Here is a 15,525-nt window from a genome sequence, read left to right on the forward strand (position 1 = left end):
AACGCCGAGAGCTGGGGATCGTTATGGACCTGGACGACGCCGGTGTGCCGCGAAACAGGCGTTCTCCGTCGATGGATCGATTCACGAGATCTTTGGATCGTTCCAGAAATTGCCGGTAGCGTCCTCCGGGTGCGCGCAATCCGACGATTCACCGTCCGTCCCGTCCTTCCGGCCGCCTTGGCGTCGCTGAGCGACCTGGCGGGCAACCTCCGCTGGTCCTGGCACCCCGAGACCCAAGACGTCTTCGAGGAGATCGACCCCCGGCTGTGGGAGTCGACCGGGCACGACCCGGTCAAGCTGCTCGGTGCTGTCGGGCCGGTCCGCCTGGAGCAGCTGGCCACCGACGCAGGCTTCCTCGAGCGGCTGCGGGTCGCCTCCGCGGACCTCCAGGCCTACCTGACCGGTGAGCGCTGGTACCAGCGCCGCGGTGCAGCGGCGGGTCCTGCCGCGATCGGCTACTTCTCGCCCGAGTTCGGCATCACCGCCGTGCTCCCGCAGTACTCCGGCGGGCTCGGGATCCTGGCCGGCGACCACCTGAAGGCGGCCAGCGACCTCGGTGTCCCGATCGTCGGGGTCGGGCTGCTCTACCGGCACGGCTACTTCCAGCAGTCGCTTTCGCGTGATGGCTGGCAGCAGGAGACCTACCCGGTCCTCGATCCCGACGAGCTGCCCATCTCGCTGCTGCGCGAGCACGACGGCTCCCGGGCGATGATCTCCATCGCGATGCCCGGTGGCCCCGACCTGATGGCCCGCATCTGGGTGGCCAGCGTCGGCCGTGTCCCGCTGCTGATGCTCGACACCGACGTCGAGGGCAACCCCGACCACTACGTCGACGTCACCGACCGGCTCTACGGCGGCACCAGCGAGCACCGCCTGCGCCAGGAGATGCTCCTCGGTGTCGGCGGCGTGCGTGCCCTGCGCGCCTACTCGCGCATCACCGGCGCCCCGGCGCCCGAGGTGTTCCACACCAACGAGGGTCACGCCGGCTTCCTCGGCATCGAGCGCATCCGTGAGCTCACCGCCGACGCCGACGGGCCGGGGCTCGACTTCGCCACCGCACTCGAGGTGAGCCGCGCCTCCACCGTCTTCACCACTCACACCCCCGTCCCGGCCGGCATCGACCGGTTCTCCCGCACGCTCGTCGAGCAGTACTTCGGCGAGAGCGGAGCGACTCCGGGGGTCCCGATCGACCGCGTCCTGGCACTCGGCACCGAGGACTTCGAGGGCGGCGACGCCTCCGTGTTCAACATGGCGGTCATGGGCTTCCGGCTGGCCCAGCGGGCCAACGGTGTCTCGATCCTGCACGGCGAGGTCAGCCGCGGCATGTTCAACGGGCTGTGGCCGGCCTTCGATGAGTCCGAGGTGCCGATCGGCTCCATCACCAACGGCGTGCACGCGCCGACCTGGGTGGCACGCGAGGTCATCGCGCTCGCCGAGTCCCAGGGCGCCGACGCCGAATCCGACGACACCGAGGGCTTCTGGAACGCCGTCGACAAGGTGCCGAGCGCCCAGGTGTGGGCGGTCAAGCGCGAGCTGCGCCAGCGCCTGGTCAATGACGCGCGCAAGCGGCTCGCCGACTCGTGGGAGAAGCGGGGGGCCGCGAAGGCCGAGCTGGCCTGGATCGACGGTGCGCTCGACCCCGACGTCCTGACGATCGGCTTCGCACGCCGCGTGCCGTCGTACAAGCGGCTGACGCTGATGCTGCGCGACCCTGCCCGCCTCAAGCGGCTCCTGCTCGACCCCGAGCGTCCCATCCAGCTGGTCATCGCCGGCAAGTCGCACCCCGCCGACGACGGTGGCAAGAAGCTGATCCAGGAGATGGTGCTCTTCGCCGACGACCCCGAGGTCCGCCACCGCATCGTCTTCCTGCCCAACTACGACATCGCGATGGCGCAGCCGCTCTACCCCGGGTGCGACGTGTGGCTCAACAACCCGCTGCGCCCCTATGAGGCCTGCGGCACCTCCGGCATGAAGGCCGCGCTCAACGGCGGGCTCAACCTGTCGATCCTCGACGGCTGGTGGGACGAGTGGTACGACGGCGAGAACGGCTGGGCGATCCCGTCCGCCGACGGGCTCGACGACCCCGACCGCCGCGACGACCTCGAGGCGACCGCGCTCTACGAGCTGCTCGAGCACGAGGTCGCACCGCGCTTCTACGACGTCGATGCCGAGGGCGTGCCGACCCGCTGGGTCGAGATGCTGCGGCACACGCTGAAGTCGCTCGGCCCCAAGGTGCTCGCGACCCGGATGGTGCGCGACTACACGCAGAAGCTCTACACGCCGGCCGCGACCAACGCCCGTCGCCTCAACTCCGACTACGAGGGTGCGCGCCGCCTCGCTGCCTGGAAGGACAAGGTGCGCTCGGCCTGGCCCGAGGTCCGCGTCGAGCACGTCGAGAGCAGCGGGGTCGGGGACGCGCCGGAGGTGGGTGCGGTGATGAGCGTGCGCAGCTTCGTCGCGCTCGGAGCGCTGAGCTCCACGGACGTCGACGTCCAGCTCGTGCACGGCAAGATCAACGCCGAGGACGAGCTGACCGACACCCTGATCGAGACGCTCACTCTCGCCGAGACCTACGACGGCGGCCGGCACCGCTTCGACGGCGAGGTCACCCTCGACCACTCCGGCGCGTTCGGCTACACCGTGCGCATCGTCCCCCGCAACGAGCTGCTCACCTCGAGCGCCGAGCTGGGTGTCGTGGCGATGGCGTGACGCACCCTCAGGTGCCCCGCAGCACCAGGACGGTGCGGGCGCCGAGTCGCACCTCGGTGCCCGCGACGACGGGGGTGCCGACGATGAGGTCGGGGTCGGTCGTCAGCGCGACCTCGCCGGCCTGCACCCAGTCGTTCTCGGGGAGCCCGACCGACACCGGCTCGGCGCCGGAGTTGAACCAGAGCATGAAGGACGCGTCGACCTGTTGCTCGCCCCGCGGCCCGGGGGAGCGCAGCGGTGAGCCGGAGACGAACATCCCGACGGTGGCGAGCTCGTGGTCGTGCCAGTCGGCAGCGCTCATCTCCCGGCCCGACGGGTGCAGCCAGGCGAGGTCCTTGGGCCCGCCGCGGATGGCGGGTCGCCCCTCGAACCAGTGGCGCTGGCGCAGTGCCGGGTGCTCACGTCGCAGCCGCAGCGCGGTCTTCACCACGTCGTAGACGTCGAGCCACGCGTCGTCGGGTCGCCAGTCGATCCAGGACGTCTCGTTGTCCTGGCAGTAGGCGTTGTTGTTGCCGCGCTGGGTGCGACCGCGCTCGTCACCGGCGGTGATCATCGGGACGCCGTTGGACAGGCACAACGTGACCATCAGGTTGGCCGCCTGACGTCGACGCAGCGCCACGATCTCGGCATCGTCGCTCTCGCCCTCGGCGCCGTGGTTCCACGAGCGGTTGCTGTCGGTTCCGTCTCGGTTGCGCTCGCCGTTGGCCTCGTTGTGCTTGTGCTCGTAGCTCACCAGGTCGCGCACGGTGAAACCGTCGTGAGCGGTCACGAAGTTGACCGAGGCGTACGCCGAGCGGCCGTCGTCGGCGTAGAGGTCCGAGGAGCCCGCGAGACGGGTGGCGACGGTGCGGATGCCCGAGGAGTGCCCACGCCAGAAGTCGCGGATGCCGTCGCGGTACTGGTCGTTCCACTCGACCCACGGCGGGGGACAGTCGCCGACGCGGTAGCCGTCCATCGAGGCGTCCCAGGGCTCGGCGACGAGCTTCACGTGGCGCAGGACCGGGTCCTGCCCGATGGCGGTCAGCAGGTGGCACCCCATGTCGATCTCGTGGTCGACGCGGGTCAGCGCCGAGAGGAGGTCGAAGCGGAAGCCGTCGACGTGCATCTCGGTCACCCAGTAGCGCAGGGAGTCGAGGATCAGCCGCAGCGCGAAGGGGTTCGCGGCGTCGACGGTGTTGCCGCAGCCGGTCACGTCCCAGTAGGTGTCGTCGACCGGCGCACCCGGCACCGGCGGGTGCACGCGGGTGTAGATGCTGTCGTCGAGGCCGCGGAAGGACAGCGTCGGCCCGTCGGAGCCGGCCTCGGCGGTGTGGTTGTAGACGACATCGAGGATGACCTCGAGCCCCGCCTCGTGGAAGGTCTTCACCATCGCCTTGAACTCCGTGACCTGCTGGCCGCGGTCGCCCGAGGAGGAGTAGGCGTTGTGCGGGGCGAAGTAGCCGATGGAGTTGTAGCCCCAGTAGTTGGTGAGGCCGCGCTTGACCAGGGCCGGCTCCGAGACGAACTGGTGCACGGGCAACAGCTCGATCGCCGTCACGCCCAGGTCGCGCAGGTAGTCGACGACAGCCGGCGTCGCCAGCCCGGCGTACGTCCCTCGCAGGTGCTCGGGCACGCGGTCGTGGAGCGCGGTCATCCCCTTGACGTGGGCCTCATAGATGACCGAGTCGCGCCAGCGGTGGCGTGGCGCGGTGTCGTCGCCCCAGTCGAAGTCGTCGGCGACGACCACGCTGCGGGGCACGAAGCGTGCGGAGTCGGTGGGCTCGGGGGACTCCACGCCCTGCTCGTCGAGGCTGTGGCCGTAGATCGCCGGGTCGAGGGTCATCTCGCCGCTCACGGCGCGGGCGAAGGGGTCGAGCAGCAGCTTGTCGTGGTTGAACCGCAACCCGGCGTCGGGGTCCCAGGGCCCCTCGAAGCGGAAGCCGTAGAGCGTGCCCTCCGGCACGCCCGGGACGGCGCCGTGCCAGATGCCGAGGGACTGCTCGGTGAGCCGGTGGCGGCTCTCGCCGTCCGCGTCGTCGAAGAGGCACACCCATGCGACGCGGGCGCGGGGGGCGTGCACCGCGAAGTTGGTGGCCTCGGTCGACCAGGTCGCACCGAGCGGGTAGTGCTTGCCCGGCCACACGGCCGCTCGATCGCCGAGGTTGCGCCACAGGCCGGTAGTCACGGACGCATTCTTGCCCATCCGACGTGCCGGGTGCCGGGTGTCCCGCAGGTGGTGGCAGGCTCACTCTCCCGGCCGACCCCGAAGCGGCCCCACCGATCAAGGAGACCCCAGATGGCAGAGTTCGTGACCCTCGAGGTGACCGAGGGCGTGGGCACGATCCGTCTCGACCGCCCGAAGATGAACGCGATCAGCGTCCAGGTGCAGGCCGAGCTCCGAGCCGCGGCCGCCGAGGCCAGCGAGCGCGACGACGTCAAGGCCGTGGTCATCTACGGCGGCGAGCGGGTCTTCGCCGCCGGCAACGATGTCAAGGAGATGGCCGCGCTGAGCTATGCCGACATGGTGACCGTCTCGGGCTCGGTCCAGTCGGCGGTCAGCGCCGTCGCGGCGATCCCGAAGCCGGTCGTCGCCGCGATCACCGGCTATGCCCTCGGCGGTGGCTGCGAGCTGGCCCTCGCTGCCGACATCCGCATCGCCGCCGACAACGCGACCCTCGGCCAGCCCGAGGTGCTGCTCGGGATCATCCCCGGCGCCGGCGGCACCCAGCGGCTGAGCCGCCTCGTGGGGCCCAGCAAGGCCAAGGACATCATCTTCACCGGTCGCTTCGTGAAGGCCGACGAGGCCCTCGCGATCGGTCTCGTCGACAAGCTCGTGCCCGCGGAGTCGGTCTACGACGAGGCCGTTGCGTGGGCCCGGCAGTTCAGCGACGCGGCCTCGCTCGCCGTACGCGCCGCCAAGGAGAGCATCGACCGAGGGCTCGAGGTCGACCTCGCGAGCGGGCTCGAGATCGAGCGACTCCAGTTCGCCGCGCTCTTCGCGACCGACGACCAGACCAACGGTATGCAATCCTTCGTCGAGAATGGTCCGGGCAAGGCTCAGTTCGAAGGACGGTGACCCAGGTGGCAGATCGCAAGCCCAGTGCGCGGGTGCGCGCGATCGTGGCACGAGTCGTGTGGGCGGTCTTCGTCGTGTGCGCCTCGGCGCTCGCCGTCGCGGCCCTCCTCATCGCCTTGGACGCCGAGCCGACGAACCCGTTCGTCGAGTTCGTGCTGGACGTCGCAGACGGGGTCGACCTGGGCATCTTCAGCCTGGAGAACCCGATCAAGGAGTTCGGCGGCAAGAACGGCGAGACCACCACGGCCCTCTTCAACTACGGGATCGGCGCGGTGGCCTACCTCGTCGTGGGACGCGTGCTGGAGCGCGTGATCCGCCCCTGACCAGGGGCGGGGCACACTGGTGGTGACCCACTGCACCGTGTGAGTTAGTCCACCGCGGACTTGTGTTCCGCGGCTCCTGACTCGGCGGTAACCTTCCAGGACCATCAGTTCTCAGGTCACGTCCGTGACCTTCACGAGCACTCAGGAGGGGCCGTCCAGGCCACACCACCATGAACATTGTCGTCTGTGTGAAGCACGTGCCCGACGCGACCGCCGACCGGCGTTTCGAGTCGGACAACACCGTAGACCGCGTCGGCGTCGACGGTCTTCTCTCCGAACTCGACGAGTACGCCGTCGAGCAGGCGCTCCAGATCAAGGAGAAGTCGGAGAACCCCGCCGACGTCACGATCACCGCGCTCTGCGTCGGCCCCGAGAAGGCCCTGGACGCGGTCCGCAAGGCACTCCAGATGGGTGCCGACGAGGGCATCCACGTCTCCGACGAGGCGATCGCCGGCTCCGACTACGCCGCGACCTCCCTGGTGCTGGCCAAGGCCGTCGAGAAGATCGTGGCCGACAAGGGCCAGGCCGATCTGGTGATGTGTGGCATGGCGTCGACCGACGCCTCGGGCAGCGTCGTCCCGGCCATGCTGGCCGAGCGACTCAACCTGCCGCAGGTCACGTTCGCCTCGGTCGTCGAGACCCAGGGCGACCAGGTCCGCATCAAGCGCGACGGCGACACCGCCACCGAGGTCATCGGCGGCACGATGCCGCTGGTCCTCTCGGTCACCGACCAGACGGGCGAGGCCCGCTACCCCTCCTTCAAGGGCATCATGGCCGCGAAGAAGAAGCCCCTCCAGACCTGGTCGCTCAGCGACATCGGTGTCGATGCCGGCGAGGTCGGCCTGTCGGTCGCCTGGTCCGAGGTCGTCGACACCACCGCTCGCCCGCCGCGCACGGCCGGCGAGATCGTCAAGGACGAGGACGGTTCGGGCGCTGGCGCGCTCACCGACTTCCTCGCGTCCAAGAAGTTCATCTGAGGAGCATCGCTGATGTCTGAAGTTCTGGTTCTCATCGACCACGTCGACGGCGCGGTCCGCAAGCCCACCTACGAGCTCCTCGCGATCGCCAAGCGTCTCGGCGAGCCCTCCGCGGTCTTCATCGGTGGCGCCGACCAGGCCGCGGGTGCGGTCGAGGCCGTCACCAAGTACGGCGCCGCGAAGGTCTACACCGTCGAGGACACCGAGATCAAGGGCTACCTCGTGGCCCCCAAGGCCGAGGTGCTCCAGCAGCTCGCCGAGAAGGTCTCGCCCGCCGCGATCCTGATCACCTCCTCCGCCGAGGGCAAGGAGATCGCCGGTCGCCTGGCGATCAAGCTCGGCTCCGGCATCATCACCGACGCCGTCGACGTGCAGGCCGACGGCGACACGGTCGTCACGACGCAGTCCGTGTTCGCCGGCAACTTCACCGTGCAGGCGAAGGTCACCCGGGGCACGCCGATCATCACGGTCAAGCCCAACGCCGCGGCCCCCGAGGAGGAGGCCGGCGCCGGAGCGGCCGAGGAATTCGCAGCGACGATCTCCGATGCTGCCAAGACCGCCCAGATCGTGGCTTCGCAGCCGCGCAAGGCGACCGGACGCCCCGAGCTCACCGAGGCCGCGATCGTGGTCTCCGGCGGTCGTGGCACCGGTGGCAACTTCGAGCCCATCGAGGGTCTCGCCGACGCCCTCGGCGCGGCGGTCGGTGCGTCGCGTGCCGCGGTCGACTCCGGCTGGATGCCCCACACCTTCCAGGTGGGACAGACCGGCAAGACCGTCTCGCCGCAGCTCTACGTCGCCAACGGCATCTCCGGTGCCATCCAGCACCGCGCGGGCATGCAGACCTCGAAGACGATCATCGCCGTCAACAAAGACGACGAGGCTCCGATCTTCGAGCTGGTCGACTTCGGCGTCGTGGGGGACCTGCACGCGGTCCTGCCCGCGGCCACCGAGGCGATCAACCAGCGCAAGGGCTGAGGCTCACCGCCCCAGCGACACCGAAGGACCCCCGGCACGTGGTGCCGGGGGTCCTTCATCGTTCTCGTTGGGATCTCCTCGTCCGGTGTCCCGAGACACCTCAGAACCCTCCGCGGCCGCCTTGCCGGGGCTCGACGACCAGGCCGATTTGGGGCACCTTCACGGTGCGGGCGTCGGGCAGGCCTGCGATGACGATCCTGCGCAGCGCGACGTTGTTGTCCGTCGAGGCCTCCACGAGCTTGCCGCGCGGGTTGGCCTTCACCTCGATGTAGTAGGTGCCGTTGGGCAGACCGTCCAGGTTGAACGACTGGCCGGCGCGGAACTGCGCGTAGGTGTCACCCCACCCGGAGGCGAGCACCTCGCGGATCGACAGCGAGCCGTAGTCACCGCACGCGGTGGACAGGTCGGTGTTCTCCGGGTTCCACACGGCGGAGGGGACCGTGGTGTCGACCGCGTCGGTGTTGGCCAGGCAGAAGGACTCCTTGCGCGACTTCACGATGGCGGTCTTGTCCGAATTGAGGAGCGTGTAGCTGGCGAAGTCCTTGAAGTGCCAGTGCTGATGGGTCGGCTTCTCGTCCCAGTGGAAGCGGCCCACGCGTTGGTAACCGGTCTGGGCGCCGTCGGCGTCGAAGAAGTACTGGTAGCCCTCCATCTCGTCCTCGCCCTCCTTGCGGAAGCCGTCGACGACGAGGGGGCTGTCGCCGCCGTTCCACACGGTGGCGGAGAACTGCAGGAACGTGCCGTTGGGGGAGACCTGGATGCCCCACGCCGGCAGTGAGCGCAGGTCGGGACGGGTCGCGGCGATCTCACCGTCGGCGGCCTGGGTGGGCTCGTGCCCTGCGGGCGCCGCGACGCCGCGCTCCGTCGTACGACGGCGCTCGTTGCTGTAGTCCTCCTTGGTCACCACGAGGGTGAAGGTGCGCGATGCCTCGGCGGCCGAGAGCCCGAACGCCTTCGTGTAGGGGGCGCCGATCGCGGCGGTGACGTCGTAGCGCCCCGGGACGAGCCGCAGCGGCTTGTAGGTGTTGAACACCGGGGTCGCCCAGCCGGCCTGGACGCCCTGCACGGAGCCGATCGCGTAGGGGTTGTAGTAGCAGGAGCGGGGGTAGTCCGACGTGGCCGGTGCGTCGGGGCTGACCCGCTCGGCGAAGCCCGACAGGCAGCCGCCCTGGACCATCGTCGTGGTGGGCCCGGTCTTGACCGGGTCGAAGCTCAGCTTGAGGAAGTGACGCAGGCCGCTGAAGGTCGACATCGACCCGGCGGGCAGGGCCACGTCCCCGGTGCCCGAGCGCCACACGGTCCGGATCTCCTGGTCGTAGCCCGTGCGGGTCGACCACAGCTCGAAGGGTTGGTCGCGCGCGACCAGGCGGAGCCCGAGGTCGGTGTAGACGCGTCCGCCGTAGGAGGGAGCCTCGATCCGGTCGGGCGACCAGAGGGTCACCGGGGCGTCGCCCGCGGTGCGCTGCGAGGCGGCCTGGGCGGTCGGAGCAGCATCGGCGGCGCCGGAGGTCAGCGCAGGGAGCGCCGGGAGGGTGAGTGCCAGCACGGCGAGGCCGGCGGTGCGCAGGGCGGTGCCAGGTGAGGAGCGAGGTGAGGTGCGAGGCATGGGGTTCCTCCTGAGGAAGTTCGATTTCGAGAACTGTGACGCACGTCAGGCGGCTTTGGTTGCCTGCTGCGGCGATCGGGGCCGTGGGGCCGCGGGGCACCTGGGATCCGCCCCTCTCCTAGGCTCAGGGCCATGACGCAGGACACGACCGGAGACGACACCACGCGCGACGTGCTCGAGGTGGCCCGCCGCGCTCGCGAGGCCAGCCACGGGCTGGCGCTGTCGACCCGGGCCGAGAAGGACCGCGCGCTCCTCGCGATGGCCTCGGCGCTGCTCGATCGCAGCGACGAGGTTCTGAGGGCCAACGCCGAGGACGTGACGCGCGCCGAGGCCGGCGGCTCGCCCGCCAACATCGTCGACCGGCTGCGCCTGACCGACGAGCGAGTGGCGGCCATGGCCCAGGGGCTGCGCGACGTCGCAGGCCTGCCCGACCCGGTCGGCGAGGTGGTGCGGGGGAGCACGCTGGCCAACGGGCTCGAGCTGCGCCAGGTGCGGGTGCCGTTCGGCGTCGTCGGGATGATCTATGAGGCTCGACCCAACGTCACCGCGGACGCGGCCGGCATCTGCCTCAAGTCCGGCAACGCGGTGCTCCTGCGGGGCAGCTCCAGCGCCCGGTCCAGCAACGCCGTGATCGTCGCGGTGCTGCGGGACGCGGCGGCCTCCGTCGGGCTCGACGCCGACGTCGTCCAGCTCGTGCCCGGGGACTCCCACGACAGCGTCGATGCCCTCATGCGGGCCCGAGGCTATGTCGACGTGCTGATCCCGCGCGGCGGCGCCGGGCTGATCCGCTCGGTGGTCGAAGGGTCGACGGTGCCGGTCATCGAGACCGGGATCGGCAACTGCCACGTCTACGTCGACCGTGCCGCCGACCTCGACAAGGCGCTGGCGATCGTGCTCAACGCCAAGACCCACCGCACCAGCGTCTGCAACGCTGCGGAGTCGCTGCTGGTGCACGCCGAGGTCGCGGACGCCTTCCTGCCGCTGGTCGTCGCGGCCCTGCAGCACGCCGACGTGACGATCCACGGCGACCCCGCCTTCCAGGCCCACGAGGGCGTGCTGGCCGCCACGGACGAGGACTTCGGGACCGAGTACCTGTCCCTCGACATCAGCGCTGCCGTCGTACCGGACCTTGACGCAGCGCTGGCCCACATCCGGCGCTTCTCGAGCCAGCACAGTGACGCGATCGTGACCGAGGACCAGACCGCGGCCCGCCGGTTCGTGGCAGGCGTGGACTCCGCAGCAGTGCTCGTGAACGCCTCGACGCGGTTCACCGACGGTGCCGAGTTCGGCTTCGGTGCCGAGATCGGCATCAGCACGCAGAAGCTGCACGCGCGCGGTCCGATGGGCCTGCCGGAGATGACCTCGACGAAGTACGTCGTGACCGGGAGCGGTCACGTGCGCTGACCTGGGGCCCCGCCGCGATAGCGTTCGGCCATGCCCGTGACCGACGCGTCCGTCTACGCCGATCCGGCAGCCGAGAGGCTGTTCACGGGGGCGACCGTCATCACCTTCGTCCGCACGGTCGTCTCGCTCGCGCTGTGCCTCTACGCCGCGGTCGACGAGAGCCTCACCCTGCTGGTCATCGGCCTGGTCGTCTACTGGGTCGGCGACATGGCCGACGGCGGCTATGCCCGCCTCTTCGACTGCGAGACCCGCATCGGCGGCACGCTCGACATCATGTGCGACCGCATCAACTGCGCCGGCTTCTACATCGGGCTGGCCTGGCTGCAGCCCGAGATGGTGCTGCCGGTGGCGGTCTACCTCTTCAACTTCATGGTCATCGACATGTTCCTGTCGCTGGCCTTCCTGGCCTGGCCGATTCGCAGCCCCAACTACTTCTACGTCGTCGACGCCCGCCTCTACCGCTGGAACTGGTCCAAGCCGGCCAAGGCGGTCAACTCCGCGCTCTTCGCGGTGCTCCTGCTGGTGACGGGCTGGTGGCAGGTGGGACTGGTGATCGCCCTGGCCCTGGTCGTGCTCAAGTGCATCTCGCTGCGGTGGCTGTTCCAGCTCGGGCTGCCCGTTCCGGAGCGCGCTGAGCGCACCAGGACAGCATGAGCCTGAGCCTGGCCTTCTGGACGTTCGGCGTCAGCATCGCCTCGGCGTTGTTCCCGCTGATCAACATGGAGGTCATCCTCGGCGGCATGGCGGCGACCGTCGGTGGCCACGCGTTCACGTTGGCGATGATCGCCGGCGCGGGCCAGACGGTCGGCAAGATCGTCTGGTACGAGGCGACCCGACGCAGCATCGAGACCGACTGGGTGCAGAAGAAGCTGTCCGGCGACAAGGTGAAGGCCAGCTATGCGCGCTGGCAGGCCCGCATGGAGGGGCGCCCGTTCTTCGCCGGCGCGATCATGCTGGTCTCGGCCTTCGGGGGCATCCCGCCGCTGCTGGTCATGGCCGCCGTGGCCGGGGCGCTGAAGATGCGGATGTACGTCTTCCTGCCCACGATCTTCGTCGGACGCACCCTGCGTTTCTGGCTGGTGCTCGCCGGGGTCGAGTCACTTCTCGGTTGACGGCAGGGGGCCGGTAGGATCAGCGGCATGTCGCTGAGCCAGATCACGCTGTCCCTGAGCCGGGCCGCCGAGGAGCAACACGAGCAGGTCATCAACCCCTGGTGGGTGGGGCTCATGGCCATCGGCATCCTCCTGGGGATGCTCTTCGCCCTGGTCGCCTTCGGCGGAGGACGCGAGCACAGCTGAGTGTCGACGCATGACTGACGCCACCCCCGTGCGCCGCCGTGTCGGCGTCATGGGTGGCACGTTCGACCCCATCCACCACGGGCACCTCGTGGCGGCCTCCGAGGTGCAGGCATGGTTCGACCTCGACGAGGTCGTCTTCGCTCCCACGGGCAGGCCGTGGCAGAAGTCCGAGCGCGACGTCTCTCCGCCCGAGCACCGCTACCTGATGACGGTCATCGCGACTGCCGCCAACCCGCGGTTCACGGTCTCGCGCGTCGACATCGACCGCGAGGGACCGACGTACACCGTCGACACGCTGCGCGACCTCAGCGCCGCGATGCCCGACGCCGACCTCTACTTCATCACCGGCGCCGACGCGCTGACCGACATCTTCAGCTGGCACGACGCCGACGGGCTCTTCGAGCTCGCCCAGTTCGTCGGCTGCACGCGCCCCGGCTACGACATGGACCCCGAGACTATCGCGGCGCTGCCGTCCTCGCGGGTCACGATCGTGGAGATCCCCGCGCTGGCGATCTCCTCGACTGACTGCCGTGAGCGTCAGCGCCGTGGCCAGCCCGTCTGGTACCTCGTGCCCGACGGTGTGGTCCAGTACATCCAGAAGCACCGTCTCTACCCCTCCTCCGAGCCCGACCCCACTCCCACCCCGTCCCCGACCAGAGAAGCCTCATGACTGCCACCGACCATGCCGTCGAGCTCGTCGTCGCCGCCGCCCGCGCCGCGTCCGACAAGCTCGCCACCCAGATCGTCGCCTTCGACGTGAGCGAGCAGCTCGCGATCACCGACGCCTTCGTCCTCGCCTCGGCCTCCAACGACCGGCAGGTGAAGGCGATCGTCGACGCGGTCGAGGACTCGCTGCGCGCCATCGGCTCCAAGCCGATCCGCCGCGAGGGCGAGCGTGACGGTCGCTGGGTGCTCATCGACTACGGCGAGATCGTCGTGCACGTCCAGCACGAGGAGGAGCGCCAGTTCTACGCGCTCGAGCGGCTCTGGCGCGACTGCCCCACGATCAAGCTGCCTGCCGACATCACGGGCCCGCCGCAGGGTGCCTGACGCACGCACCCTCGTCCTGCTTCGCCACGGCCGGACCGCGTGGAACCAGGCGCGCCGCATCCAGGGCCACGCCGACGCCGAGCTCGACGAGACCGGCCACGCGCAGGCGCAGGCCGTCGCGCAGCACGTCGCCGCGCTGCGACCGGTGCACCTGTGGACCTCCGACCTGACCCGGGCGGCCACGACGGCGTCGTACGTCGCTCGGGCGTGCGGCCTGGAGGCGGTCGCCGACGCGCGCCTGCGGGAGTACGCCCTGGGCTCGCGCGAGGGGTGGACCCACGACGACTACGCCGCGCGGCACCCGGAGGAGTTCGCGGCCTTCCGGACCGGCGATTTCGACGTGGTGCCCGACGGTGAGGGCACGATCGCGGTCGAGAAGCGGATGCGTGCCGCGCTGCTCGACCTGCTCGACGTGACCCCGCAGGGTGGGCTGTCGGTCGCGGTGTCCCACGGCGCGGCCCTGCGCGTCGTCGTCGCCTCACTGCTGTCCTGGGACGTCGACCAGCTGCGCACGCTGGGCGCCCTCGACAACTGCGGGTGGGCGCTCCTGACCGAGGTGCCTGCGACCGGTGGCTTCCGGCTGGGTGCCTACAACCGGGTCGCGCCGGCCCGAGGGGGACCCGGATTCGCGTCCCGGATCGGCGTTGGCTAATATTTCGCGAGTTGTCAGGGCTTCGGCCCGGATGACACCCCGATGGGGGTGTGGCGCAGCTGGTAGCGCATCTGCATGGCATGCAGAGGGTCAGGGGTTCGAGTCCCCTCACCTCCACCATCACGAGGCGGTCTCCTGCTGGGGCCGCCTCGGGTGCATTTCGGCGCCCTCCCTCAGGACGTCGTACGACGGGTCCCGTCGTCGTCGTAGGAGATGCCGCCCATGTCGACCACGCGCCGCGCGTTGGCCAGGGCCGTGACGACGCAGGTGCCGAGCGGGCCGCTGCGGTCGAACATCGCGGCGGTGCCGACGGAGATGCCGTCCTGCTCCACGCGGTCGACCGCGGACAGGCCGATCTCGACGCCGACCGGCGGACGGACGAGCGTGAGGGTGATGTCGGTGTTGATGTATTCCACCCCATGGCTGCCCCAGTTGGTGACGAGGCTGGCGCCGTCCGCGATCGCAGCGGCGGCCTGGAAGGGCGTGATGGCCTCGCCGGCGACGACCGGGATCGCGGAGTTCCACGACTGCTTGCGCGACCCGTTCTGGTGCTGGCCGAAGTCCTGCGTCCAGCCGACCTCGGAGTGGAAGTAGGGCACGTGGGGCTCGTCGGTCGGGGGAGCGACGTCGTGCGGGGGCGGGGCGGGGCGCTCGTCGGGGCCCCACACCTCGCCCCCGGTCGAGGCCGTCGGCTTCAGGAAGACCGCGCTGGCCCGGGCCACCCGCTCGCCCGACTGCGTCATCGTCGCGTCGACCAGGCAGATCCGGGAGCCCTCGCGCACCACCTGGGTGCTGACCTCGCAGGGCTGCATCCGCGCGGCACGGAACAGGTCGACGGTGTAGCGGGTCGGTTGGAGGTCGTCGCGACCGAGTGCGGTCACGGCTCGCTCGAGGGCACGTCCCAGGGCGCCGCTGACCGCCACGCCGTGCATCTGGTCGCTGCTCCACATGCTCTGGGCCATGGAGGTCGGGACGAGGGTGTCGCCCTCGGGGGCGAAGAAGGCGAGAGAGGGGTCCACGGACGTGACGCTAGTGGGCCGGTGACAGCAGGGCTCCGGAGGTCTAGGTTGCGACACAGGTGGGGGTCGACGAGAGGCAGGGAACATGCGAGCACTACTCGTGGGAGCGGCGGTCATGGCCGTGATGCTCCCGACCGCTCTCGCGGCGCAGGCAGCAGCGCCACGAGCGCCGGTGACGGTCACGATCAGGGCCGAGGGGACCGACCTGTCCGGGACGGTCTCCAGCGCCAAGCCGCTCAGGTGCGCGGCCAACCGGACGGTCAAGCTCTACAAGCTCATCGATGGCGAGCCGCACCTCTGGGCCAACGACACGACCGAGAAGCAGGGCGGGAAGTACGTCTGGTCGACCGGCAACACGGGCACGCCGGGTCGCTACTACGCCAAGGTCGGCGCCAAGCCCGGTTGTCGGGGCGACGTGAGCCCGACGATCCGGGTGATGCCCAGCTCTTGACGCGAG

The 15,525-nt window shown here is 70.1% G+C and carries 16 protein-coding genes and 1 tRNA gene; 14 read left to right on the top strand and 3 right to left on the bottom strand.

Annotated features, from left to right (window positions below; all coding sequences use genetic code 11):
• The first annotated feature begins 129 nt into the window (after positions 1 to 129).
• Positions 130 to 2,709: an alpha-glucan family phosphorylase gene (gene glgP / locus BM204_RS07070; protein WP_091111572.1), complete on the top strand. Its 2,580-nt coding sequence runs from the start codon at positions 130 to 132 to the stop codon at positions 2,707 to 2,709.
• Positions 2,710 to 2,716: 7 nt separating this feature from the next.
• On the opposite strand, the gene glgX is transcribed toward glgP, so the two are convergent.
• On the bottom strand, positions 2,717 to 4,873 hold the full coding sequence (gene glgX / locus BM204_RS07075; RefSeq protein WP_091111715.1) for a glycogen debranching protein GlgX: 2,157 nt from the start codon (positions 4,871 to 4,873) through the stop codon (positions 2,717 to 2,719).
• Between the two features lie 111 nt (positions 4,874 to 4,984).
• Between glgX and BM204_RS07080 the strand changes: the two genes are divergently transcribed.
• From BM204_RS07080 to BM204_RS07095, 4 genes are all read left to right on the top strand, one after another.
• Positions 4,985 to 5,764, top strand: a complete 780-nt coding sequence (locus BM204_RS07080; RefSeq protein ID WP_091111574.1) for an enoyl-CoA hydratase/isomerase family protein — start codon at positions 4,985 to 4,987, stop codon at positions 5,762 to 5,764.
• A 5-nt stretch (positions 5,765 to 5,769) separates the two neighbouring features.
• Positions 5,770 to 6,087 (top strand): hypothetical protein, encoded by a 318-nt coding sequence (locus BM204_RS07085; RefSeq protein WP_143099682.1) that lies wholly within the window; start codon positions 5,770 to 5,772, stop codon positions 6,085 to 6,087.
• A gap of 188 nt (positions 6,088 to 6,275) precedes the next feature.
• A complete protein-coding gene (locus BM204_RS07090; RefSeq protein ID WP_246166188.1) occupies positions 6,276 to 7,064 on the top strand; it encodes an electron transfer flavoprotein subunit beta/FixA family protein in 789 nt (262 codons plus the stop codon).
• 12 nt (positions 7,065 to 7,076) lie between these two features.
• A complete protein-coding gene (locus tag BM204_RS07095) occupies positions 7,077 to 8,039 on the top strand; it encodes an electron transfer flavoprotein subunit alpha/FixB family protein (RefSeq protein WP_091111579.1) in 963 nt (320 codons plus the stop codon).
• Positions 8,040 to 8,139: 100 nt separating this feature from the next.
• Here the strand turns inward: BM204_RS07095 and BM204_RS07100 are convergent, their stop codons facing one another.
• Positions 8,140 to 9,645, bottom strand: a complete 1,506-nt coding sequence (locus BM204_RS07100; RefSeq protein WP_091111580.1) for a lysyl oxidase family protein — start codon at positions 9,643 to 9,645, stop codon at positions 8,140 to 8,142.
• A 132-nt stretch (positions 9,646 to 9,777) separates the two neighbouring features.
• On the opposite strand from BM204_RS07100, the gene BM204_RS07105 reads away from it, so the two are divergent.
• The 8 genes from BM204_RS07105 (at position 9,778) to BM204_RS07135 (ending at position 14,169) form a co-directional block, all read left to right on the top strand.
• Positions 9,778 to 11,049 carry a glutamate-5-semialdehyde dehydrogenase gene (locus BM204_RS07105; RefSeq protein ID WP_091111582.1) on the top strand — a complete coding sequence of 424 codons (1,272 nt, stop codon included), beginning with the start codon at positions 9,778 to 9,780 and terminating at the stop codon, positions 11,047 to 11,049.
• A 30-nt stretch (positions 11,050 to 11,079) separates the two neighbouring features.
• Positions 11,080 to 11,703: a CDP-alcohol phosphatidyltransferase family protein gene (locus BM204_RS07110; protein WP_091111583.1), complete on the top strand. Its 624-nt coding sequence runs from the start codon at positions 11,080 to 11,082 to the stop codon at positions 11,701 to 11,703.
• Positions 11,700 to 12,161 carry a YqaA family protein gene (locus BM204_RS07115; RefSeq protein WP_091111585.1) on the top strand — a complete coding sequence of 154 codons (462 nt, stop codon included), beginning with the start codon at positions 11,700 to 11,702 and terminating at the stop codon, positions 12,159 to 12,161. The genes BM204_RS07110 and BM204_RS07115 overlap by 4 nt, the downstream gene beginning before the upstream one ends.
• A gap of 27 nt (positions 12,162 to 12,188) precedes the next feature.
• A complete protein-coding gene (locus BM204_RS22575; RefSeq protein WP_170259117.1) occupies positions 12,189 to 12,347 on the top strand; it encodes a hypothetical protein in 159 nt (52 codons plus the stop codon).
• A gap of 10 nt (positions 12,348 to 12,357) precedes the next feature.
• Positions 12,358 to 13,017 carry a nicotinate-nucleotide adenylyltransferase gene (nadD, locus tag BM204_RS07120; protein ID WP_091111586.1) on the top strand — a complete coding sequence of 220 codons (660 nt, stop codon included), beginning with the start codon at positions 12,358 to 12,360 and terminating at the stop codon, positions 13,015 to 13,017.
• Positions 13,014 to 13,397, top strand: a complete 384-nt coding sequence (rsfS, locus tag BM204_RS07125) for a ribosome silencing factor (RefSeq protein ID WP_091111588.1) — start codon at positions 13,014 to 13,016, stop codon at positions 13,395 to 13,397. Before nadD ends, rsfS begins: the two co-directional genes overlap by 4 nt.
• Positions 13,390 to 14,049, top strand: coding sequence for a histidine phosphatase family protein (locus BM204_RS07130; RefSeq protein ID WP_170259120.1), 660 nt, complete (start codon positions 13,390 to 13,392; stop codon positions 14,047 to 14,049). Before rsfS ends, BM204_RS07130 begins: the two co-directional genes overlap by 8 nt.
• A 44-nt stretch (positions 14,050 to 14,093) precedes the next feature.
• Positions 14,094 to 14,169 (top strand) — tRNA-Ala (locus tag BM204_RS07135).
• A 53-nt stretch (positions 14,170 to 14,222) separates the two neighbouring features.
• Here the strand turns inward: BM204_RS07135 and BM204_RS07140 are convergent.
• Positions 14,223 to 15,068 (bottom strand): acyl-CoA thioesterase domain-containing protein, encoded by an 846-nt coding sequence (locus BM204_RS07140; RefSeq protein WP_246166186.1) that lies wholly within the window; start codon positions 15,066 to 15,068, stop codon positions 14,223 to 14,225.
• Positions 15,069 to 15,153: 85 nt separating this feature from the next.
• Here BM204_RS07140 and BM204_RS07145 point away from each other — a divergent pair, with 85 nt between their 5' ends.
• Positions 15,154 to 15,519 carry a hypothetical protein gene (locus BM204_RS07145; protein ID WP_143099683.1) on the top strand — a complete coding sequence of 122 codons (366 nt, stop codon included), beginning with the start codon at positions 15,154 to 15,156 and terminating at the stop codon, positions 15,517 to 15,519.
• The last annotated feature ends 6 nt before the right edge of the window (positions 15,520 to 15,525 follow it).

Origin of the sequence: Nocardioides psychrotolerans (assembly GCF_900113685.1) — a bacterium.
Classification (GTDB): domain Bacteria; phylum Actinomycetota; class Actinomycetes; order Propionibacteriales; family Nocardioidaceae; genus Nocardioides; species Nocardioides psychrotolerans.

Bases quoted from the DNA above. Each gene is read 5' to 3' on its own strand.
- BM204_RS07080 (WP_091111574.1), top strand. From the start codon at position 4,985: ATGGCAGAGTTCGTGACCCTCGAGGTGACCGAGGGCGTGGGCACGATC.
- BM204_RS07095 (WP_091111579.1), top strand. From the start codon at position 7,077: ATGTCTGAAGTTCTGGTTCTCATCGACCACGTCGACGGCGCGGTCCGC.
- BM204_RS07100 (WP_091111580.1), bottom strand. From the start codon at position 9,645: ATGCCTCGCACCTCACCTCGCTCCTCACCTGGCACCGCCCTGCGCACC.
- BM204_RS07105 (WP_091111582.1), top strand. From the start codon at position 9,778: ATGACGCAGGACACGACCGGAGACGACACCACGCGCGACGTGCTCGAG.
- BM204_RS07110 (WP_091111583.1), top strand. From the start codon at position 11,080: ATGCCCGTGACCGACGCGTCCGTCTACGCCGATCCGGCAGCCGAGAGG.
- BM204_RS07115 (WP_091111585.1), top strand. From the start codon at position 11,700: ATGAGCCTGAGCCTGGCCTTCTGGACGTTCGGCGTCAGCATCGCCTCG.
- BM204_RS22575 (WP_170259117.1), top strand. From the start codon at position 12,189: ATGTCGCTGAGCCAGATCACGCTGTCCCTGAGCCGGGCCGCCGAGGAG.
- nadD (WP_091111586.1), top strand. From the start codon at position 12,358: ATGACTGACGCCACCCCCGTGCGCCGCCGTGTCGGCGTCATGGGTGGC.
- rsfS (WP_091111588.1), top strand. From the start codon at position 13,014: ATGACTGCCACCGACCATGCCGTCGAGCTCGTCGTCGCCGCCGCCCGC.
- BM204_RS07145 (WP_143099683.1), top strand. From the start codon at position 15,154: ATGCGAGCACTACTCGTGGGAGCGGCGGTCATGGCCGTGATGCTCCCG.